The organism is Polaromonas sp., assembly GCF_030689685.1.
In the GTDB taxonomy this organism is placed as follows: Bacteria; Pseudomonadota; Gammaproteobacteria; order Burkholderiales; family Burkholderiaceae_C; genus Polaromonas.
In genome coordinates this window covers 85,308-104,698 of sequence record NZ_JAUYEY010000006.1, presented here as the reverse complement: position 1 = coordinate 104,698, position 19,391 = coordinate 85,308, and the positions used below count along the sequence as shown (strand labels likewise).

At 62.5% G+C, this 19,391-nt stretch carries 23 protein-coding genes; 20 read left to right on the top strand and 3 right to left on the bottom strand.

Features of this window, described 5'->3' with window-relative positions:
• Positions 1–16: 16 nt before the first annotated feature.
• The gene (locus Q8O29_RS01375) at positions 17–1,177 is read left to right on the top strand and encodes a BMP family ABC transporter substrate-binding protein (RefSeq protein ID WP_305560258.1); all 1,161 of its coding nucleotides are present in this window, start codon (positions 17–19) and stop codon (positions 1,175–1,177) included.
• Between the two features lie 73 nt (positions 1,178–1,250).
• Positions 1,251–2,294, top strand: a complete 1,044-nt coding sequence (locus Q8O29_RS01370; protein WP_305560257.1) for an adenosine deaminase — start codon at positions 1,251–1,253, stop codon at positions 2,292–2,294.
• Between the two features lie 7 nt (positions 2,295–2,301).
• On the opposite strand, the gene Q8O29_RS01365 is transcribed toward Q8O29_RS01370, so the two are convergent.
• Positions 2,302–3,105 (bottom strand): response regulator transcription factor, encoded by an 804-nt coding sequence (locus tag Q8O29_RS01365; protein ID WP_305560256.1) that lies wholly within the window; start codon positions 3,103–3,105, stop codon positions 2,302–2,304.
• Between the two features lie 160 nt (positions 3,106–3,265).
• On the opposite strand from Q8O29_RS01365, the gene Q8O29_RS01360 reads away from it, so the two are divergent.
• The 7 genes from Q8O29_RS01360 to Q8O29_RS01330 all read left to right on the top strand — a co-directional run bounded on the left by Q8O29_RS01360 (position 3,266) and on the right by Q8O29_RS01330 (position 8,783).
• Entirely contained in the window at positions 3,266–3,661 is a 396-nt protein-coding gene (locus Q8O29_RS01360) for a surface-adhesin E family protein (protein ID WP_305560255.1), read from the top strand.
• 307 nt (positions 3,662–3,968) lie between these two features.
• Positions 3,969–5,051: a BMP family ABC transporter substrate-binding protein gene (locus Q8O29_RS01355; RefSeq protein WP_305560254.1), complete on the top strand. Its 1,083-nt coding sequence runs from the start codon at positions 3,969–3,971 to the stop codon at positions 5,049–5,051.
• Between the two features lie 14 nt (positions 5,052–5,065).
• The gene (queE, locus tag Q8O29_RS01350; protein WP_305560253.1) at positions 5,066–5,698 is read left to right on the top strand and encodes a 7-carboxy-7-deazaguanine synthase; all 633 of its coding nucleotides are present in this window, start codon (positions 5,066–5,068) and stop codon (positions 5,696–5,698) included.
• The gene (locus Q8O29_RS01345; RefSeq protein WP_305560252.1) at positions 5,698–6,060 is read left to right on the top strand and encodes a 6-carboxytetrahydropterin synthase; all 363 of its coding nucleotides are present in this window, start codon (positions 5,698–5,700) and stop codon (positions 6,058–6,060) included. Before queE ends, Q8O29_RS01345 begins: the two co-directional genes overlap by 1 nt.
• A gap of 55 nt (positions 6,061–6,115) precedes the next feature.
• On the top strand, positions 6,116–7,414 hold the full coding sequence (guaD, locus tag Q8O29_RS01340) for a guanine deaminase (protein ID WP_305560251.1): 1,299 nt from the start codon (positions 6,116–6,118) through the stop codon (positions 7,412–7,414).
• A 210-nt stretch (positions 7,415–7,624) separates the two neighbouring features.
• Positions 7,625–8,197, top strand: a complete 573-nt coding sequence (gene dcd / locus Q8O29_RS01335; RefSeq protein ID WP_305560250.1) for a dCTP deaminase — start codon at positions 7,625–7,627, stop codon at positions 8,195–8,197.
• Positions 8,198–8,309: 112 nt separating this feature from the next.
• Positions 8,310–8,783, top strand: a complete 474-nt coding sequence (locus tag Q8O29_RS01330; protein ID WP_305560249.1) for a hypothetical protein — start codon at positions 8,310–8,312, stop codon at positions 8,781–8,783.
• 71 nt (positions 8,784–8,854) lie between these two features.
• Here Q8O29_RS01330 and Q8O29_RS01325 read toward each other — a convergent pair whose 3' ends face one another.
• Positions 8,855–9,277 (bottom strand): universal stress protein, encoded by a 423-nt coding sequence (locus Q8O29_RS01325; RefSeq protein ID WP_305560248.1) that lies wholly within the window; start codon positions 9,275–9,277, stop codon positions 8,855–8,857.
• A gap of 24 nt (positions 9,278–9,301) precedes the next feature.
• Positions 9,302–9,745 carry a universal stress protein gene (locus Q8O29_RS01320; RefSeq protein ID WP_305560247.1) on the bottom strand — a complete coding sequence of 148 codons (444 nt, stop codon included), beginning with the start codon at positions 9,743–9,745 and terminating at the stop codon, positions 9,302–9,304.
• A 107-nt stretch (positions 9,746–9,852) separates the two neighbouring features.
• Here Q8O29_RS01320 and Q8O29_RS01315 point away from each other — a divergent pair, with 107 nt between their 5' ends.
• The 11 genes from Q8O29_RS01315 to Q8O29_RS01265 all read left to right on the top strand — a co-directional run bounded on the left by Q8O29_RS01315 (position 9,853) and on the right by Q8O29_RS01265 (position 19,311).
• A complete protein-coding gene (locus tag Q8O29_RS01315) occupies positions 9,853–12,150 on the top strand; it encodes a cation-translocating P-type ATPase (RefSeq protein WP_305560246.1) in 2,298 nt (765 codons plus the stop codon).
• Positions 12,151–12,288, top strand: a complete 138-nt coding sequence (gene ccoS / locus Q8O29_RS01310) for a cbb3-type cytochrome oxidase assembly protein CcoS (protein WP_305560245.1) — start codon at positions 12,151–12,153, stop codon at positions 12,286–12,288.
• A 63-nt stretch (positions 12,289–12,351) separates the two neighbouring features.
• Positions 12,352–13,791, top strand: coding sequence for a cytochrome-c oxidase, cbb3-type subunit I (gene ccoN, locus Q8O29_RS01305; RefSeq protein WP_305560244.1), 1,440 nt, complete (start codon positions 12,352–12,354; stop codon positions 13,789–13,791).
• 9 nt (positions 13,792–13,800) lie between these two features.
• Positions 13,801–14,433 carry a cytochrome-c oxidase, cbb3-type subunit II gene (gene ccoO, locus Q8O29_RS01300; protein ID WP_305560243.1) on the top strand — a complete coding sequence of 211 codons (633 nt, stop codon included), beginning with the start codon at positions 13,801–13,803 and terminating at the stop codon, positions 14,431–14,433.
• Between the two features lie 10 nt (positions 14,434–14,443).
• A complete protein-coding gene (locus tag Q8O29_RS01295; RefSeq protein ID WP_305560242.1) occupies positions 14,444–14,581 on the top strand; it encodes a cbb3-type cytochrome c oxidase subunit 3 in 138 nt (45 codons plus the stop codon).
• A gap of 9 nt (positions 14,582–14,590) precedes the next feature.
• Complete coding sequence (ccoP, locus tag Q8O29_RS01290) at positions 14,591–15,505, top strand: cytochrome-c oxidase, cbb3-type subunit III (protein ID WP_305560241.1); 915 nt, start codon at positions 14,591–14,593, stop codon at positions 15,503–15,505.
• A 20-nt stretch (positions 15,506–15,525) separates the two neighbouring features.
• Positions 15,526–16,965 carry a cytochrome c oxidase accessory protein CcoG gene (ccoG, locus tag Q8O29_RS01285; RefSeq protein WP_305560240.1) on the top strand — a complete coding sequence of 480 codons (1,440 nt, stop codon included), beginning with the start codon at positions 15,526–15,528 and terminating at the stop codon, positions 16,963–16,965.
• A 16-nt stretch (positions 16,966–16,981) separates the two neighbouring features.
• A complete protein-coding gene (locus Q8O29_RS01280) occupies positions 16,982–17,254 on the top strand; it encodes a FixH family protein (protein WP_305560239.1) in 273 nt (90 codons plus the stop codon).
• 11 nt (positions 17,255–17,265) lie between these two features.
• Complete coding sequence (locus Q8O29_RS01275; protein ID WP_305560238.1) at positions 17,266–17,541, top strand: hypothetical protein; 276 nt, start codon at positions 17,266–17,268, stop codon at positions 17,539–17,541.
• 40 nt (positions 17,542–17,581) lie between these two features.
• Positions 17,582–18,676, top strand: a complete 1,095-nt coding sequence (locus Q8O29_RS01270; protein WP_305560237.1) for a PAS domain-containing sensor histidine kinase — start codon at positions 17,582–17,584, stop codon at positions 18,674–18,676.
• Complete coding sequence (locus tag Q8O29_RS01265) at positions 18,673–19,311, top strand: response regulator transcription factor (protein ID WP_305560236.1); 639 nt, start codon at positions 18,673–18,675, stop codon at positions 19,309–19,311. The genes Q8O29_RS01270 and Q8O29_RS01265 overlap by 4 nt, the downstream gene beginning before the upstream one ends.
• The last annotated feature ends 80 nt before the right edge of the window (positions 19,312–19,391 follow it).

The following is a 19,391-nucleotide window of genomic DNA, read 5'->3' as shown; positions in this document are numbered from 1 at the left end:
CGCAACAGGAGACGACATGACTGACTTGCAAAAACGTTCTTGGCTCAAGCTGGCTGCCCTTTCGGCAGTTGCTTCGGCCACACTGATGGGTTGCGGCAAAAAAGAAGCGCCCGCACCCGCGCCTGCCCCAGCGCCCGTGGCTGCCCCGGCACCGGCCAAGCCCGAACCTTTGAGAATTGCGTTTGCCTATGTCGGCCCGGTCGGCGACGGCGGCTGGACTTTTGCGCACGACAATGGACGCAAGGCGATTGAAAAAGAGTTTGGCGACAAGGTGGTCACCAGCTTTGTCGAGAAAGTACCCGAGTCGGCCGATGCCGAACGTGTGATCCGCGACATGGCAGGCCAGGGCAACAAGCTGATTTTTGGCACCACCTTTGGTTATATGGAGCCCATGCTCAAAGTGGCGCCCGACTTCAAGGACGTGAAGTTTGAACACGCCACCGGCTACAAAACCGCCGACAACATGCGCACCTATGACAGCCGCACTTACGAAGGCGCGTATATGGCCGGTGTGATTGCCGGCAAGATGACCAAAACCGGTACGCTGGGCGTGGTCGGCTCCATCCCGATTCCTGAGGTGGTGCGCAACATCAACAGCTTCACGCTGGGCGCGCAGTCGGTCAACCCCAAGATCAAGACCAAGGTGGTCTGGGTCAACGAGTGGTTCAATCCACCGAAGGAAACCGAAGCCGCCACTGCCCTGATCAATGGCGGTGCTGACGTGTTGTTCCAGAACACCGATTCGTCGGCCGTGCTGCAGACGGCCGAGAAGATGAACAAGCGCGCCTTCGGCTGGGACTCGGACATGACCGCTTACGGCCCCAAGGCCCACCTGGGTTCGGCCATCATCAACTGGGCGCCGTATTACATCAAAACCACGCGCGAGGTGCTGGACGGTAAATGGACCACCGGTCAGACCTGGTGGGGCGTGAAAGAAGGCGCGATCGACATGGTGTCGGTTGCTGCCGACGTGCCGGACGACACCAAAAAGCGGGTTGACGAGATCCGGGCGGGCCTGAAAGACGGCTCGTTCTCGATCTGGAAAGGCCCGATCATGGACAACACCGGCAAAGAGCTGATTGCCAAGGACACGGTCGCTGACGACAAGTTTCTCGGTGGGCTCAAGACTTATGTCAAGGGCGTGGAAGGCAAAGTACCCGGCGGCGAGAAAAAGTAAGCAGCCACTGGCCACACAGGGTCGCCCTTGGGCGGCCCTTTTTTCTTGGAAAACGCCATTGAAGAAAGCAGCCATGTACACCTTCGCCCCCCCCCTTGCACCTGAGCGCTTGCCCGAACTGCTGCGCCTGATGCCCAAGGCCGAGTTGCACATTCACATTGAAGGTTCGCTCGAGCCGGAGCTGATTTTTGCGCTGGCCCAACGCAACGGCGTGGCGCTGCCTTATGCCAGTGTGGACGAATTGCGCGCCGCTTATGCGTTTACCAACCTGCAGAGTTTTCTGGACATTTATTACGCCGGTGCCAGCGTGCTGGTCACCGAGCAGGACTTTTACGACATGACGCGGGCCTACCTGCTCAGGGCCGCGCAGGATAACGTGATCCACACCGAAATTTTTTTCGACCCGCAGACCCACACGGCCCGTGGCGTGGCCATGGAGACGGTCGTCAAGGGCCTGCACCGCGCTTGCGCCGATGCGCAGGCCGAACTGGGTGTCAGTGCCTCGCTAATCCTGTGTTTTTTGCGCCATCTGAGCGAAGAAGAAGCCTTTGAAACGCTGGAGCAGGCACTCCCGTACCGGGACAAAATCATCGGTGTCGGCCTGGACTCCGGTGAAGTCGGCAACCCGCCGGAAAAGTTTGCCCGCGTGTTTGCACGCTGCCGCGAACTCGGCCTGCACCTGGTGGCGCATGCCGGTGAGGAGGGCCCGCCTGCATACATCTGGACGGCGCTGGACGTTCTCAAGGTCGAGCGCATCGACCACGGCGTGCAGGCCATCAAAGACCCGGCACTGATGCAGCGGCTGGCGCAGGAACGCATCGCGCTGACGGTGTGCCCGCTGTCCAACCTCAAGCTCTGTGTGTTTCCGGAGCTGGCGCAGCACAACCTGCGCCAGCTGCTGGATGCCGGGCTGGCCGCGACCGTCAATTCGGACGACCCGGCCTACTTTGGCGGCTACATGAACGACAACTTCACGCAGGTTTTTGCAGCCACCGGCATGGATGCGCGGCACGCCTACACGCTGGCACGCAACAGTTTCGAGGCGAGTTTTATCGACGAGACGACGCTAAGCCGCTACATCGGTCAGCTAGACGCCTGCTTCGAGTCGTTCCGCTGAAAAACCGTCAGGGCTTGGCGTCTTTGTTAACCCAGGGGTCGCTGGAGCCGGTTCGCGGTTTGGGCAATCCGATCACGGTCCTGACTGCCTCCATCAGCGCATCCGCCTCGAAAGGCTTGGTGATGTAGCCGTCGGCGCCGCCGGCCAGGCCCTTGATCACGGCTTCGCGTGTGGCTTTTCCGGTCAGCATGATGACAGGTACGTTTTTCAGTGCCGGGTGCTGGCGCAGCCTGAGCAGGATGTCAAAGCCGTCGGCGTCGGGCAGCACCACGTCCAGCAAAATCAGGTCGGGAACTGGCTGCTTGCGAAACTCGGCCACCACCTCCGCGCGGTTGCCGGCCAAGCGGACATTAAAGCCTTCAAAAGACAGGTAGGTCTGAATAAATTTGGCGAGCATGGGTTCGTCGTCGACCACAATCGCCGAGAGCACCTCGCCTGGTGCCAGCGTGCGTGCAGGACCGCGCTGGCGCGCGATGCTGACGTAGTAGCCGGCCTTTTTGAGTGAAGCGGCCCCCGCATCGGCCTCATTTTCGGCTTGGCTCAAGGCCATCCTGTTGAGCTGTATCTGGAACTGCGCGGCAAAAGGGTCAGTCTCTGCTGGTGCGAGCATGCCCCGTGTCAGCAGGCGTTGGCATGCCGATGTGAACGCCGCATGTGAAACCGCCGGCATACCTGCTTCGATTTGCGCAAGCGTCAAAAGGCCATCTATTCGGACCAGCAATTCAATCTCGTCGGGCGCCAGGGTGGTTGCGTTGCCATGCAGCTCCTGATGGCCCGCAGGAGTCAGCGCGTAAATACTGCTGTTTTGCATTGTCTCGGACTCTCCTGGAGGGCGGGGGGAAGTTGCCAATTATCGTTCTTGATGTGCAGTTTAGGAAGCGCTGAACAAGTTCCCTGCGGCGCGCGGTCATCCGGGGGCTGTTACGACTCGCAACATCGGATTATGATAATTCGCATTTACCACAAACCGCATGAAACGCCTGATTCTGTCCCTTGTCCTGCTGTGCATGAGTGCGACTGCCTTGGCCCAGTGGACGCCAGTGATTGTCGACGAAATGGTCATAACCTATATTGACCGCAATACCTTGCGGGGCCCCCGCGACAAAAGCGGCATGGTCCGGATGTGGTGGCTGATGGACTACCAACTGGTGCAAATCGCCGATGAAAGGGGCTACTTCTCCAGGCTTCATCACAGCGAATTCGACTGCAAGGGCCAGCGCATGCGCCTGCTGTCGGTGGCGCTGTTGTCCGAGCGCATGGGCCACGGTGATGTCGTGTTCGAAGACCCGGTACCGCGCAAATGGACGCCGGTGCAGGATCAGTCTTTTCAGGACGCGCTCCGGGATATTGCCTGCGTGGCTTATTAGCCCCGCAGATATAGCGCCCCCACGCTCCCCCACTGTGTGTGGGTCGCTGCCCCCCGAGGGGGCCGCTGCGCCTGCGGCCCGGCGAAGCCGGTTCTGCGGCCCCGGCTTGAAAATACCGGCCTCCGTGTTCGTCTTACTCCCTCTCCCTCTGGGAGAGGGCTGGGGTGAGGGCTGTTAGTTCCGGAAATCCCATGGTCCCCACGTTCGCTGGCTGTGTGTTGCCTCACCCGTTAAAATAGCGCTTCACCCGCGTGCTGTCCCGGCGCGCTGGTGTTTTTTATTTTCCGGGGCCATGTAGAGGACCACCATGTATAAAAACCTCGCTGCTGCGCTTGCGGCTGCCTGTTTTATGTCACCCGTTTTCCCCCAGGCTGCGGCGCCTGCGAAACCGCCGCTGAAGATCGGGTTTGTCTATGTCGCACCGATCACCGAGGCCGGTTGGGTGCGCCAGCACGAGGAGGGCCGCAAGGCCGTCGAGGCCGCGCTGGGCGGCAAGGTCAAAACCAGTTATGTCGAGAACGTGGCTGAAGGCGCGGATGCCGAACGGGTGATCCGCGATCTGGCCCAGCAGGGCCACCAGCTGATCTTCACGCCGAGCTTTGGCTACATGGAGCCCACGCTCAAGGTCGCCAAAGACTTTCCCGACGTGAAGTTCGAGTCCATCACCGGCTATAAGACCGCCGCCAATGTGGCCGTCGCCAATGCGCGTTATTACGAAGGCCGTTACCTGGCTGGCATCGCCGCCGGGCGCCTGGCGTCCAACGCCGGATATGTCGCGGGTTTCGCCATTCCCGAGGTGATCCAAGGCATCAACGCCTTCACCCTGGGCATGCGTTCGGTCAATCCGGCGGCCGAGGTCAAGGTGGTCTGGCTGGGCGCCTGGTTCGACCCGCCGCGTGAGCGCGAAGCGGCGATGACGCTGTTCAATCAGGGCGTGGAGCTGATCGCTTTTCACACCGGCTCCACCGCTGTCATGGCTGCTGCGCAGGAGCGCGGCAAACTCGCGATTGCCTACCACTCGGACATGCGCAAGGTCGCGCCCGACGCTCAGGTGCTGGCCGTGACACATCAGTGGGGCGACTACTACACCCGGCGCGCGCAGGCGGTGCTGGACGGCAGTTGGAAAAGCGCGGCGCTTTGGGGCGGTGTGAAGCAGGGCATGGTCCGCGTCGACAGCTTTGGCCCCAAAGTGCCGAAGAAGGTCGCCGACGAGGTACTGGCACGCCAGAAGGACATCGCTGCCGGTAGGCTGCATCCGTTCCGGACACACTCCGCGCTGCGGGACAACGGGGGCCGCGAAGTGCTGGCCGCCGGCCAGACGCTGTCGGATGCGCAGATCCTGGGCATGAACTTTCTGGTGCACGGCGTTCAGGGCAAGCTGGCCCAATAAGCGGGCCACACACCATGAGCTATCAGATCAAGGAGATTTTCTACACGCTGCAGGGGGAGGGGGCCAACGCCGGTCGACCTGCGGTTTTCTGCCGCTTTGCCGGTTGCAACCTGTGGTCGGGCCGTGAACAGGACCGGGCGGCAGCGGTCTGCCGGTTCTGCGACACGGACTTTGTCGGCACGGACGGCACCTTGGGCGGCAAGTTCACCGAGGCTGATGAACTTGCGCGCCGGATCGAAACCTTGTGGCCCCTCGGTGCCCGACATCGCTTCGTGGTGATGACCGGTGGTGAGCCCCTGCTTCAGGTGGATGCCGCATTGATTGACGCTTTACATGCGCGGGACTTTGCCATTGCGGTGGAAACCAATGGAACCCTCGCGGCGCCGGCCGGCATCGACTGGCTTTGCGTCAGTCCGAAGACCGGTGCACCCTGGGTGCAGCGTGAGGGTCAGGAGCTCAAGGTGGTGTGGCCGCAGCCGCAACTGGCGCTTGACGAATTGGAAGCAGCACGTTTCACCCATCGCTACCTACAGCCCATGGACAACCCCGAGCGGCAGCGCAACACCGAAGCCTGCATCCAGCTGTGCCTGGAACGACCGGCTTGGCGGCTCAGCCTGCAGACCCACAAAATCACCGGCATACGCTAATGAACTACACCATCAGCCAGAAATTTTTCTTTGACGCAGCGCACACTCTCAAGCGTGAGATGGAGGCCGACAGCAGCCGCCGCGTGCACGGCCACACCTACAACGCGGAAGTGTTTCTGTGCGGGCAGCCTGATCTGCAGACGGGCATGGTGATGGACCTGGGACGGGTGCGGCGCGAGGTCGAGCAGCTTCGCGGGAAACTGGACCATCATTTGCTCGACGACGTTGCCGGCCTGGGCCCGCCCACGCTGGAAAACCTGTGCCGCTTTATTCTTGAAAATCTCCAGCCGCGCCTGCCCGCCCTGAGTGCCGTGCGTGTCTGGCGCGAGTCGGCGGGTGACAGCTGCACACTGAGCCTATAGTGCCTATAGGCTCGGGCTTATGAACTAGGCCGGCTGCTGCAGTATTCTTGCAAGCATGAAAGCCTGGCGCGCCTCCCTTCTTCGTTTTCCCGAGCCAGCGCAGGCTGTGCTGGAGACCGACGGCCTGTTGGTGGTCGGCCCGGACAGCGCCGGACGCCAGGTGGTGCAGGCTGCAGGCAAGTACAGCGCTCTGGCGCCACGCTTTCCCGATCTGGACATCAGCCCCCTGCCTGGCCGCATCATCGCGCCGGGTTTTGTAGACATGCACATCCATTACCCGCAGCTCGATGTGATCGGCTCGCCCGCCGAAGGCCTGCTGCCCTGGCTGGAAAATTACACCTTTCCGCATGAAAGCCGTTTTTCGGATGCCGCGCACAACAGCGAAGCGGCCGCCTTCTTCGTGGACGAGCTGCTGCGCCACGGCGTGACGACGGCGCTGGCTTTTGCCACCTCGCACCCGGCCTCGGTCAACGCGCTGCTGGGCGAGGCGCAGCGCCGCAGCCTGCGCATGATTGCCGGCAAGGTCCTGCAGGACCAGCATTCGCCAGATGGCGTGCGCGACGAAACCGAACAAAGCCTGCTCGACTCCGAGGCGTTGATTACGCGTTGGCACGGTTTGGACCGCCTCGGCTACGCGATCACGCCGCGTTTTGTGCCGAGCTGCAGCGAGGCGCAATTGCGTGGCGCCGGCGAGCTGGCTGCGCGTTACGCCGATGTCTGGATCCAGTCGCATGTGGCCGAGAACAAGGACGAGGTCGCCTGGGTGCGTGCGCTGTATCCGCAGGCGCGCAGCTACCTCAGTGTGTACGAGCAGTTCGGCCTGCTGCGCCCGCGCGCCGTCTATGCGCACTGCATCCACATCGACGACGAGGACCGCGCGTTGATGCGCGGTACCGGCACGGCCGCAGCCGTCAGCCCGACCAGCAACCTGTTTCTGGGCAGTGGTTTTTTCGACTACCAGGCAGCGGACCGGACCGGTTTTCTGTACGGCCTGGCCAGCGATGTCGGCGGTGGCACCAGTTTCAGCCCTTTTCACACCATGCTGGCCGCCTATTACGTGGGCCGCGAGGGGCAGACCAAGGCCGGCCTGTCCTTGAGCCCGCAGCACCTGTGGTGGCAACACACCGGCGGCGCGGCGCGCGCGCTGGGCCTCGAAGGTGTGGTCGGCAACCTGTTGCCTGGCTGCGAGGCCGATTTCGTGGTCCTCAACCCGCAGGCCACGCCGCTGCTGGCACGCAAGACCGCGCAGGCCGCCAGCCTGGACGAGCTGTTGTTTGCGCTGATTGTGCTGGGCGACGACCGGGTGATCGAGAACACCGTGATTTCTCAAGCCGAATCGGCCTCGGGCCCATAACTGGCGGGCACATGCAGCTATTAAAACGATAGCGAGTCAGCCGTTGATCGGTACCTGTTCTCGCTTGCCTACAATCTAGGAGCCTGGGCGGCAGAAGGTACGTCGGCTGCAAAGCGGCCGCGCCGGCAAAAACTGTCCTCGCCGGGACCACTTTTCGCTTCGACGCCTTCTGCCGCCCAGACTCCTAGCCACACCGAGGGAAACACCGCAATGAGCATCAAAAGCGACAAATGGATACGCCGCATGGCCGAGAGCACCGGCATGATCGAACCTTTCGAGCCAGGTCAGATCCGCGAAAGCGAGGGCAAAAAGATCATCAGCTACGGCACCAGCAGCTACGGCTACGACATCCGCTGCGCGCCCGAGTTCAAGGTCTTCACCAACATCCACAGCACGGTGGTCGACCCGAAAAACTTTGATGAAAGGAGTTTTGTCGACTTCCACGGCGACAGTTGCATCATTCCGCCCAACAGCTTCGCGCTGGCCCGCACGCTGGAGTACTTTCGCATCCCGCGCAACGTGCTGACCATCTGCCTGGGCAAAAGCACGTATGCCCGCTGCGGCATCATCGTCAACGTCACACCCTTCGAGCCCGAGTGGGAAGGGTATGTGACGCTGGAGTTTTCCAACACCACGCCGTTGCCCGCGAAGATTTACGCTGGCGAAGGCTGTGCGCAGGTGCTGTTCTTTGAAAGCGACAAGGACGATGTCTGCGAGGTCAGCTACAAGGACCGTGGTGGCAAGTACCAGGGGCAGGTGGGAGTGACGCTGCCGAAGGCCTGAGAGGCCGAATGGCTCTGCTTTGGGAAACAGGAAAGCGCGGTGTATCGGGGTGTCAACCCATGTTTCATTCATCCGCGCATTTTCTTAAAAACAATTCCCAAGGGAGATTTCCATGTCCATCCGTCTTTATGCCACGCTTGTGGCCTGTGTTGCCATGACCGGCTGCGCGTCCATCGTCAACGACTCGACGAATCCTGTCCGGTTTGAAACCTACGGCGCCAACGGTACCGAGATCAAGGACGCGGAATGCAAATACGAGAATGACTATGGCATGCAAGTTGTCAAGACGCCTGCAACCGTCAATGTTCGCCGCTCGTCGAAAGACCTGCAGATCACCTGTGTCAAGGCTGGTGAATCTGACGGCCGCGGTGTTGCCATTTCGCGCGCCAACGCGGGCATGGCCGGCAACATTATTTTTGGTGGCGGCATCGGCGCCATCATCGACCACAACAAAGGCACGGCTTACACCTACCCGATGTGGGTGCAGGTCGTGATGGGAAAACTACTCACCTTTGACCGCAGGGCTGATGTCGAAGGCCAACCCAATCGCGGTGTGGAAATGCCCACGCCGGTGGCTGTCAAATAGCAAGAACTTGCACTTACAAAAAAAGCTGACAACGTCAGCTTTTTTTCTTAATTCCCGGAAGGGCCTGCCACCTACTTCACCAGCAGCACCGGCACCTCGGCATCCGTCACCACGCGCTGCGCCACACTGCCCATGATGGCGCGGCCGAGCAGGCCGTGACCGTGGGTGCCCATGACGATCAGGTGCGCCTTTTCGCGCTTGGCCGCACGCAGAATTTCGGCGGTGGGCGCACCCACCACCGCCAATGTTTTGAATGCCATCTCGTGGCGCTTGAGAAAGCGTTCGATGGGCGCGAGCACCTTTTGAGATTCCTCCGCATGGTAGGCGGCGACTTCGGCGGATCCGAGCATGGACTTAACGCGTCCCGGCACCGGTGCCTGCACATTGAGCACAACCACTTCACCGTCAGGGCCCGCCAGGCTGTCATGGGTAACAAGAAAAGCCAACGCTTTTTTGGTGTATTTGCTGCCATCGGCGGCGAACAGAATTTTCATGAGTTTTCCTGGGTCGTAAAGTGTTCAGCGTAACACCAGTACAGGCACGCTGCTGTGCGTGAGAACATGCTGGGTCTCGCTGCCCAGCAGCAGGCGCTTGATGCCCTTGCGCCCATGCGAGGCCATGACGATCAGGTCACACTTGTGTTTTTTGGCTGCGGCCATGATGGACTCGGCCACAAAGTCGGAGCGCGTGATCACGGTCTTGACCTTGACACCTGCGGCCTGTGCCGTTTTTTCGACGGCGTTCACGATGGCCTGGCCGTCCTCGGCCCACCTTTTCTCGATGCGGCCGACATCCTCACTGGAGATGGACACGCCGCCTTCGAAATAACTCATGGGGTAACGCGGAACCACGTTGAGCGTCACCAAGCTGGCGCCTGTGGCCGCCGCGAGGTCAATCGCGCTACGCACGGCTTTTTTCGAGAGGGTGGAACCGTCGGTGGTGACAAGAATGCGCTGGTACATGTCTGACTCCTAGTGTGAACTGATTAGGACCTGAGCTTAAGCCAGTGCGCCTGCGCTGCGTTGATCCATGTCAAGTCAAACTGTGCTTGCGCTGGTTAGCCTTGGGTATGCCCAATGTCCTTGCTTTTCCAGGTGCCGAAAAGGCCGTTGCCCTGGCCGGAGCGGTAGCGCAACGGGCGGTACTCGACGATCCTGCGGAATGGACAGGCTTTAGCCGTCCCGTGGTCGGGCGGGAAGGCTGGTGGGAGTCTTACTTGTCGATCAACGGCATGTATTGCGCGGCCTGCTCGCTCACGGTGGAGCAGGCCCTGTGCGGCCTGCCCGGCGTGGATGGCGTGCAGGTCAATGGCGCCGCTGCGACCGCGCGCCTGCTGTGGCAGGCTGGCGTCAGCCGCCCTTCGGCCTGGGTCGACGCCCTGCAACGCGCCGGTTACGGCGCCCTGCCTGCCGGAGACATGTTGTCGGCGGCGCCGCGCCTGCAGGCACAACGCCTGCTGCTCTGGCGCTGGCTGGTGGCCGGGTTCTGCATGATGCAGGTGATGATGTATGCAACGCCAGCCTATGTGGCCGCGCCCGGCGAGATCACGCCGGACATGCAGGCCCTGCTGCGCTGGGCTTCCTGGGTGCTGACCCTCCCGGTGCTGCTGTTTTCCTGCACGCCGTTTTTCTCGTCGGCGCTGCGCGACCTGCGCCACTGGCGTATCGGTATGGATGTGCCGGTGGCGCTCGGCATCCTGATCGCCTTCGGCGCCAGTTCGGCTGCTACTTTCGATTCGTCCTCGTCCTGGGCCACAGAGGTATGGTACGACTCGGTCACCATGTTTGTGTTCTTCCTGCTGTCGGGCCGGCTGCTCGAGCAGCGCCTGCGTGAGCGCACCGCAGGCTCGCTTGAGGCGTTGATGCGGCGTCTGCCGGACAGCGTGGAGCGGCAAGGAGCCGCCGGCGGCTTCGAGCGCGTGGCGGTGCGGCGCCTGCTTGCCGGCGACCTGATCCGGGTGCTGCCCGGCGAGGTGATCCCCGCCGACGGCCAGGTGACGGCTGGTGAAAGTCGCGTTGATGAAGCTCTGCTGACCGGCGAGTCCACGCCCTTGCTGCGCGCGGCGGGCAACGCCGTGATCGCCGGCAGCCACAACCTGACCGGCATGCTGCTGGTGCGGGTGGGCTGCGCCGGGCGCGACACGCGTTATGCCGCGATGGTGGCCTTGATGGAGCAGGCCTCGGTGCAGAAGCCAGCGCTGGCGCAGATCGCCGACCGCATCGCCAGCCCTTTTTTACTGGGGGTGCTGCTGGCCAGCGCGGCAGCGGCTGCCTGGTGGTGGCCGCATGATCCGGCACACGCCATCGGCGTGGCGGTGGCGGTGCTGATTGTCACCTGCCCCTGCGCGCTATCGTTGGCCACGCCGGCCGCCACGCTGGCGGCTGCCGGTGCGCTGGCACGCCGCGGCGTGATGGTACGCCGCCTGCAAGCTTTTGAAGCTTGCGCGGCGGTGGACACGGTGGTATTCGACAAAACCGGCACGCTGACCGACGACCGAATGAAGGTGGTGCGGGTGTTTGCGCCTGTCGGCGTGGATGCCTCCGCCATGGGGGTGCTGGCGGCGGCGCTGGCCCGGCAGTCGCTGCATCCGCTGTCACGCGCTATCGCAGACAGTTATGCCGCAGGCGAGGTTCTGGTCACCGGGGTCGAAGAAGTGGCCGGCGGCGGCGTGCAGGCCAGGGTCAGCCTGGCCGACGGCGGCGCGTCGCGACAGATGCTCCTCGGCTCGGCGGCATTTTGCGGTTTTCCTGCCGCTGCGCGGCAGTCCGAGGGACCCCAGGTGCATCTGGCCGATACGCAGCACTGGCTGGCCAGCTTCGAACTTGACGAGGGCCTGCGTCCGGACGCGGCTGCCGCCGCCCGCGCGCTGCTTGCGCAGGACTACCGGGTTGAACTGCTGTCGGGCGACCAGCAGGGCGCGGTCACGCGCCTGGGGGCGCGCGTGGGCATCGCACACTGCTTCGGCGAGCATTCGCCGGAAGACAAGCTCGCCCATGTGCGGCAGTTGCAACAAGAGGGTCACCGCGTACTCATGGTCGGTGACGGCATGAATGACGGGCCGGTGCTGGCTTGTGCCGATGTGTCGATTGCCATGGGCCAGGCCGTTCCGCTGGCGCAGGCGAAGTCCGACTTCGTGGTGCTGGGCGGCCAGTTGTCTGCCGTGCCCGCATTGCTACAGCTAGCCCGCCGCACCCGCAGTGTCGTGCGACAGAACCTGGCCTGGGCCGCGCTGTACAACGCCGTGTGTGTGCCGCTGGCCATCGCCGGCCTGATGCCGCCGTGGCTGGCCGGCCTGGGTATGGCCGGCAGTTCGCTGCTGGTGGTACTCAATTCCGCGCGCCTGTCCCGCACGCGCGCAGGAGGCTGAATGGACATCCTGTTTCTGCTGATTCCTTTTTCAGTCGTGCTGGCGCTGCTGATCGTGGTCGCGCTCGGCTGGGCGGTGTGGCGCGGCCAGTTTGAGTCACTGGAGCCCGAAGGCGAACGCATTCTGCATTCGGATTGACTTGCATCAAGCTGTCGGCTGTCCGCGGCACAGACACTCGAAGCGTCAAGAAAAAGGTGCTTCATGAACGATCAAATAACTCCAGCGGCCATGTACCACGATACCGCTGTCCGGCAATTTGCCCTGATGTCGGTGGTATGGGGGGTGGTCGGCATGCTGGTCGGCGTCATCATTGCCGCGCAATTGGCCTGGCCGGAGCTGAACTTCGGCATCTCCTGGCTCAGTTACGGACGGCTCAGGCCGCTGCACACCAATGCGGTGATTTTTGCGTTTGGCGGCTGCGCCTTGATGGCCACCAGCCTGCATGTGGTGCAGCGCACCTGCCAGGTGCGGCTGTTTGCGCCGGCGCTGGCCTCTTTTGTGTTCTGGGGCTGGCAGGCCGTTATTGTGGCGGCCGCCATCAGCCTGCCGCTGGGCTATACGTCCGGCAAGGAGTATGCCGAACTCGAGTGGCCAATCGACATTCTGATCACGCTGGTCTGGGTGGCTTACGCCATTGTGTTTTTTGGCACCATCGGCACGCGCAAGGTCCGCCACATTTACGTGGCCAACTGGTTTTACGCCTCGTTCATCATCGCTGTGGCGCTATTGCATATTGTCAACAGCGCGGCGATTCCCGCCGGCTGGATGAAAAGTTACTCCGCGTATGCCGGTGTGCAGGACGCCATGGTTCAGTGGTGGTACGGGCACAATGCCGTCGGCTTTTTGCTGACCACGGGGTTCCTCGGGATGATGTATTACTACATTCCCAAACAGGCGGGCCGGCCGGTGTATTCCTACCGGCTGTCCATCGTCCACTTCTGGGCGCTGATCTTCACCTACATGTGGGCTGGTCCCCACCACCTGCACTACACCGCGCTGCCGGACTGGACCCAGTCCATCGGCATGGTGTTCTCGCTGATCCTGCTGGCGCCGAGCTGGGGCGGCATGATCAACGGCGTCATGACGCTGTCGGGCGCATGGCACAAGCTGCGCACCGACCCCATCCTGCGTTTCCTGATTGTTGCCTTGTCCTTCTACGGCATGGCCACCTTCGAGGGACCGATGATGTCGATCAAGACCGTCAACGCGCTGAGCCACTACACCGACTGGACCGTGGGCCATGTGCATGCCGGGGCGCTCGGCTGGGTCGGGCTGATCACCATGGGCTCGCTGTATTACCTGATCCCCCGCATGTATGGCCGCACCACCATGTACAGCATCCCGGCCATTGAGGTCCATTTCTGGGTGTCCACCATCGGCATCGTGCTGTACATCGCCGCGATGTGGATTGCCGGCGTGATGCAGGGCCTGATGTGGCGCTCGGTCAACGCCGACGGCACCTTGACCTACACCTTTGTCGAAAGCGTGAAAGCCACCTACCCCTACTACGTGGTGCGCCTGCTGGGTGGCCTGCTGTACCTGGGCGGCATGCTGGTGATGGCTTGGAACGTCTGGATGACCGTGCTTTCCGGCAAGAAGGCCGATGCGCCGATCCCCCTGATGTCCGCTGCCGCCGCCTGAGGAAAAAAAATGAGCCCCAACACCCCGAAAACAAAAACCGGTTTCTCGCACGAGAAGATCGAAACCAACAACCTGTTGATGATCGTGCTGATCCTGCTGGTGATCGCCGTCGGCGGTCTGGTGGAAATCGTTCCGCTGTTTTTTCAAAAATCCACCACGCAGCCGATCACCGGCATGTTGCCTCCGACCTCGCTGCAGGTGCTGGGCCGCGACGTCTACGTACGGGAAGGCTGCTATACCTGCCACTCGCAGATGATCCGGCCGTTTCGCGCCGAAACCTTGCGTTATGGCCACTACTCGGTCGCCGGTGAATTTGTCTACGACCATCCTTTCCAGTGGGGCAGCAAACGCACCGGACCGGACCTGCACCGCGTGGGCGGCAAGTACAGCGACGAGTGGCACCGCCTCCATCTGGTCAACCCGCGCGACCTGGTGCCCGAGTCCAACATGCCGGCCTACCCGTGGCTGGAGAAGGCGCCGCTCAGCGGGGACCAAGCCGCAACCCACATGCGCGCGCTGCGTAAGGTTGGCGTGCCTTTTACCGACGAACAGATCGCCGCAGCGCCGGCCGACATCAAGGGCAAGACCGAGATGGATGCCCTGGTCGCCTATCTGCAATCACTCGGCCTAGCGCTGAAATAAGGAGCCGGACATGGACATCACCATCCTGCGCATCGCGGCCACGCTGGTTTCGTTTTTGACCTTCATCGGCATCCTTGTCTGGGCCTGTGCGCGCCGCAACTCGGCCGGTTTCGACGAAGCGGCCCGTTTGCCTTTTGAACAGGATTGAGAAAGCACCATGAGCGATTTTTTCAACGACTTCTGGTCGTATTACGTGGCCGTGCTGTCGCTGGCCAGCATTCTGGCCTGCGGCCTGCTGCTGTGGCTCACGGCACGCGTGCGTGCCAAGCCGAGCGCCGACAACACCACCGGCCATGTCTGGGACGAAGACCTGCGCGAAGCCAACAACCCGATGCCGCGCTGGTGGATGGGCCTGTTCGTGCTCACTATCGTGTTTGGGCTCGGCTACCTCGTGGCCTACCCGGGCCTGGGCAGCTACCAGGGTAAACTTGGCTGGAGCACAGACGGCGAGTATGCGAAGGACATGGCCACCGCCAAGCGCGAACTCGAACCCGTTTACGCCGCCTACACGGCATTGTCGGCTGACAAGGTGGCAGCCGATCCTCAAGCCATGGCCATCGGCGAGCGCTTGTTCCTGAACAACTGCGCGCAGTGCCACGGCTCCGACGGCCGTGGCAGCAAGGGTTTTCCGAACCTGACCGACAGCGACTGGCTGTATGGTGGCTCTCCGGAAAAAATCAGCGAGAGCATTCACAAGGGGCGCATCGGCGTCATGCCACCCATGGCCGCTGCCGTGGGCACGCCCGACGATGTCAAAAACCTCGCCAACTATGTGCTGAGCCTGTCGGGCAGCCCGCATGATTCCCTGCGCGCGGGCCTGGGCAAGAGCAAATTTAACGCCTGCGCCGCCTGCCATGGCGTCGTCGGCGCGGGTAACCCGGCGCTGGGCGCGCCCAACCTGAGCGACAAGGTGTGGCTGCATGGTTATGGCCAGGAAGCCATCATCGCCATAATCAACACCGGCAAGACCAACCCGATGCCGGCGCAGCAGGGTCGGCTCACCGATGCGCAGATCCATGTGCTGGCCGCCTATGTCTGGAGTCTCTCTACCGGACCGCTACCGGCCCGCTAACCCAGGCACCGACGGATTTCATGCCCAACCCCATCCCGCGCCCGCGCAAGGTCATTCCCATTGCCGTGGCCCCGGCCGAGGGGGATGCCGGCAGCGCGCTCTACGCGGCGCACCGCAAGATTTACCCGCGCACCGTTCAAGGCCTGTTTGCACGCTGGCGCTGGGCCATGGTGTTCCTGACGCAACTGGTGTTTTACGGCATGCCGTGGCTGGAGTGGGGGCAGCGCCAGTCGGTGTTGTTCGATCTCGCGGCCCGCCGCTTCTACATCTTCGGGCTGGTGTTGTACCCGCAGGATCTGATTTACCTGACCGGGCTGCTGGTGGTGTCGGCGCTGTCCTTGTTCCTGTTCACGGCGGTCGCTGGCCGCCTGTGGTGCGGTTATGCCTGCCCGCAGACGGTGTACACCGAAATCTTCATGTGGGTCGAGCAGAAGATAGAGGGCAACCGGGTGGCGCGCATGCGCCTCGACGGCGAGGCTTTTTCGGCCAAAAAGCTGGTCAAAAAATGGTTCAAGCACATGGTCTGGCTGGGCATTGCCCTGTGGACCGGCTTCACCTTTGTCGGCTACTTCTCTCCGATCCGGGAGCTTGGCATGGAATTTTTGCAGACAGGCATGAGCTCCTGGGAGGTGTTCTGGGTGGTTTTCTACGGCCTGGCCACCTACGGCAACGCCGGCTTCATGCGCGAGCAGGTCTGCAAGTACATGTGCCCCTACGCGCGTTTCCAGGGCGCCATGTTTGACCGCGACACGCTGATCGTCAGTTACGACACGGCGCGCGGCGAACCGCGTGGTGTGCATGCCAAAGGCAGCGATGCGCGGGCCCAGGGCCTGGGCGACTGCATAGACTGCGGCCTGTGCGTGCAGGTCTGCCCCACCGGCATCGACATCCGCGACGGGCTGCAGTACGAATGCATTGGTTGCGGCCTGTGCATTGACGCCTGCGACACTGTGATGGACCGCATGGCCACGCCGCGCGGTCTGGTTCGTTACGCCACACAAAACAGCATGGCTGCGCGCTGGACGCCAGCGCAGGTGATGCGCCGCGTGTTGCGGCCGCGGGTGCTGCTCTACACCGGGGTGCTGGCCCTTCTGTGTGTCGGCCTGCTGGCCAGCCTGGTGGTGCGTACGCCGCTCAAGGTCGATGTGGTGCGTGACCGCGCCTCGCTGGCCCGCATTGCCGAAGGGGGGCAAGTCGAAAACGTCTATCGGCTGCAGATCATGAATGCGACCGAGCAGTTGCAGCGCTACCGCATTGAGGCCAGCGGCTTGCCGGGGTTGAGTGTTTTTCCGCTAGAGCCGGTAGAGGTGGAGGCGGCCCAGTCGCGTTGGGTCGCGGTACGCCTGCAACTGCCTTACGGCAGCGCGTCGGCTGGTTCACATGCTGTTGATATCGATGTTTATTCGACCACTGGCAACGCGCGGGTTTCAGAAAAAGCCGCTTTCCTCGTACCCCGCTGACCCCCAAGGAGACAAGATGCAAACTGACCCATCCTCAGAGCCGGGCGCACCCTGGTGGAAGTTTCCGCTGGTGTGGATGGTGATCGCCGGGCCGGCCATCGTGGTGGTGGCGGGTTTTGTCACGCTCTGGCTGGCGCTGCGCGCATCCGACCCGCTGGTGGCCGGGGACTACTACCGGCGCGGGATGGAAATCAACAAGACATTGGCCGAGAGAGACAAGGCGCTGATGCCCGCAGTGCAGGGCCGCAACCATGCGGCCACGCCGGTACCCGCACCCACCGGTCGTTGAAGGAAGGCAGCATGTTCAAGCAAAAATTGATGTGGGTGGCATGGCCCGCTTTTTTGACGGCCTGTGGCCTTGAGTTGCTGGTGTTCGCGCTGATCGATCCGCAGGATCTGCATTGGTCGGGTCATGCCCTGGGCTGGTCGCGACAGGCTGTGTATACCGCCGCCTTCTTCGTGTTCTGGGCCGTCTGCATGGCCTCAAGCGCCCTGACCGCCTTGCTGTGCAGCTCGTCGGCAGAGCTCAATCGTGTCGCTCTTTCTGGCGAGGGCCGAAGCGACCCCTCTGCTTAGCAGGTCGCAGTTGCAGCAGCGCAGCTTGCTACACTGCGACATGCATCCTTCTCCTCCCGGCAGCCTGGCCGCGACTTCTTTTGAGAGCCATCCCGCCGATGCGGCGGCCATGCTTGCCGGCGTGCTGGACTCGGCAATGGACGGCATCGTCACGGTGGACCACACGCAGCGCATCGTGCTCTACAACCGCACGGCCGAAAAAATGTTCGGCTGGCCCAGTTCGCAGGTGTTGGGCCAGCCGCTGGACCAACTGATGCCGGCCAGATTTCAGGCCACCCACAGCCAGCACATCCACCGTTTTGCAAGTACCGGCGTGACCTCCCGCCGCATGGGTGACGGCACCGTGGTTTACGGACTGCGTGCCAGCGGGGAGGAGTTTCCGATGGATGCATCCATCTCGCAGCTGGATACCGCCGACGGCAAGCTTTACACCGTGATCCTGCGCGATGTGACCGAGCGCGTCCGTGCCCAGGAAGAGCGCAGCGCCTTTGTCGCTGCCGTCAATACCGCGCGTGAGGAAGAAAAAACCCGCGTCGCCCGTGAACTACATGACGAATTGGCGCAGTCGCTGACCGCGCTGAAGATGGACACCATGTGGTTGCGCAATCACTTTGCCGGGGTTCCCGCAGTGGCCGATACACGCTTGACCGACATGCTGCAGATGCTCGATCACACCATTGCCGCCACGCGCCGCATCGCGGCTGACTTGCGCCCGCTGTTGCTCGATGACCTGGGGCTGGTGCCCGCCATCGAATGGCTGGTGCACAACTTTGGCCAGCGTACCGGGGTGGCCTGCACACTGACCGCCGACGAAGCACTGGAGCTGCGGGAGCCCTACGCCACTGCCATATTTCGCATCGTGCAGGAGTCGCTGGCCAACGTGGCCAAACACGCCGGGGCGTCGGCGGTGAGTGTGGCCCTGGAAAGGCTGCCGGACGCCATCAAGCTTGCCGTGAGTGACAACGGTCGCGGTTTTGTGGCAGACGCACCGCGCAAGCCCCAGTCGCTGGGGCTGATGGGTCTGCGTGAGCGCGCGGTGCTGCTCAAGGGCAGACTGTCCATCACCAGCACCACCGGGCAGGGCACACGTATCGATGTCTTCATCCCCGTGCCAGACCCCCAGGAGTCGCCGTGATCCGGATCGTGATTGCAGACGACCACGCCATTGTGCGCGAGGGCCTCAAGCGGATTGTCTCTGCGGCGGGGGACATGGAACTGGTGGCTGAGGCGGCCGACGGCACCGAAGTCATGCAGCGGGTGCGTGAGTTGTCGTTTGATGTACTGATGCTGGATTTGTCGATGCCGGGGCGTAGTGGCATGGAGCTGATCAAGCTGGTTCACGCCGAAAAGCCGAAGCTGCGTATTCTGGTGCTCAGCATGCACCAGGAGCTGCAATACGCAGTGCGTGCCATCAAGTCAGGGGCCAGCGGCTACCTGACCAAAGAAAGCGCACCGGCGCTGCTGGAGCAAGCCATTCGCAAACTGGCGGGCGGCGGTGCCTTTATCAGTGCCGAAGTCGCCGAACAGCTGGCCCTGGGCGCAATGCCAGGCAGCAAGACTTTGCCGCATGAACATCTGTCCAACCGCGAGTTCGAGGTGTTTCGCCTGCTCGTGGCGGGGGTGTCGGTGACGGACATCGCAGCGCGGCTCAAGCTGTCGGTGAAAACAGTCAGCTCCCACAAGGCCAACCTGACGCAGAAGATGGGTCTGCATAACCAGAGCGAGTTGATCCGATATGCCCTCAAGCATGGGCTGACCGACGCGCTGTAGGCTGCTGTACTGTACGGGACCTTCGGAAAAGTCCTAGTCGGTCATGGTATCGGCTGACGCGGTTTTTAAGACAACACGGG

Coding starts and splice junctions, on each gene's coding strand:
- Q8O29_RS01375 (WP_305560258.1), top strand. CDS start 17: ATGACTGACTTGCAAAAACGTTCTTGGCTCAAGCTGGCTGCCCTTTCG.
- Q8O29_RS01370 (WP_305560257.1), top strand. CDS start 1,251: ATGTACACCTTCGCCCCCCCCCTTGCACCTGAGCGCTTGCCCGAACTG.
- Q8O29_RS01365 (WP_305560256.1), bottom strand. CDS start 3,105: ATGCAAAACAGCAGTATTTACGCGCTGACTCCTGCGGGCCATCAGGAG.
- Q8O29_RS01360 (WP_305560255.1), top strand. CDS start 3,266: ATGAAACGCCTGATTCTGTCCCTTGTCCTGCTGTGCATGAGTGCGACT.
- Q8O29_RS01355 (WP_305560254.1), top strand. CDS start 3,969: ATGTATAAAAACCTCGCTGCTGCGCTTGCGGCTGCCTGTTTTATGTCA.
- queE (WP_305560253.1), top strand. CDS start 5,066: ATGAGCTATCAGATCAAGGAGATTTTCTACACGCTGCAGGGGGAGGGG.
- Q8O29_RS01345 (WP_305560252.1), top strand. CDS start 5,698: ATGAACTACACCATCAGCCAGAAATTTTTCTTTGACGCAGCGCACACT.
- guaD (WP_305560251.1), top strand. CDS start 6,116: ATGAAAGCCTGGCGCGCCTCCCTTCTTCGTTTTCCCGAGCCAGCGCAG.
- dcd (WP_305560250.1), top strand. CDS start 7,625: ATGAGCATCAAAAGCGACAAATGGATACGCCGCATGGCCGAGAGCACC.
- Q8O29_RS01330 (WP_305560249.1), top strand. CDS start 8,310: ATGTCCATCCGTCTTTATGCCACGCTTGTGGCCTGTGTTGCCATGACC.
- Q8O29_RS01325 (WP_305560248.1), bottom strand. CDS start 9,277: ATGAAAATTCTGTTCGCCGCCGATGGCAGCAAATACACCAAAAAAGCG.
- Q8O29_RS01320 (WP_305560247.1), bottom strand. CDS start 9,745: ATGTACCAGCGCATTCTTGTCACCACCGACGGTTCCACCCTCTCGAAA.
- Q8O29_RS01315 (WP_305560246.1), top strand. CDS start 9,853: ATGCCCAATGTCCTTGCTTTTCCAGGTGCCGAAAAGGCCGTTGCCCTG.
- ccoS (WP_305560245.1), top strand. CDS start 12,151: ATGGACATCCTGTTTCTGCTGATTCCTTTTTCAGTCGTGCTGGCGCTG.
- ccoN (WP_305560244.1), top strand. CDS start 12,352: ATGAACGATCAAATAACTCCAGCGGCCATGTACCACGATACCGCTGTC.
- ccoO (WP_305560243.1), top strand. CDS start 13,801: ATGAGCCCCAACACCCCGAAAACAAAAACCGGTTTCTCGCACGAGAAG.
- Q8O29_RS01295 (WP_305560242.1), top strand. CDS start 14,444: ATGGACATCACCATCCTGCGCATCGCGGCCACGCTGGTTTCGTTTTTG.
- ccoP (WP_305560241.1), top strand. CDS start 14,591: ATGAGCGATTTTTTCAACGACTTCTGGTCGTATTACGTGGCCGTGCTG.
- ccoG (WP_305560240.1), top strand. CDS start 15,526: ATGCCCAACCCCATCCCGCGCCCGCGCAAGGTCATTCCCATTGCCGTG.
- Q8O29_RS01280 (WP_305560239.1), top strand. CDS start 16,982: ATGCAAACTGACCCATCCTCAGAGCCGGGCGCACCCTGGTGGAAGTTT.
- Q8O29_RS01275 (WP_305560238.1), top strand. CDS start 17,266: ATGTTCAAGCAAAAATTGATGTGGGTGGCATGGCCCGCTTTTTTGACG.
- Q8O29_RS01270 (WP_305560237.1), top strand. CDS start 17,582: ATGCATCCTTCTCCTCCCGGCAGCCTGGCCGCGACTTCTTTTGAGAGC.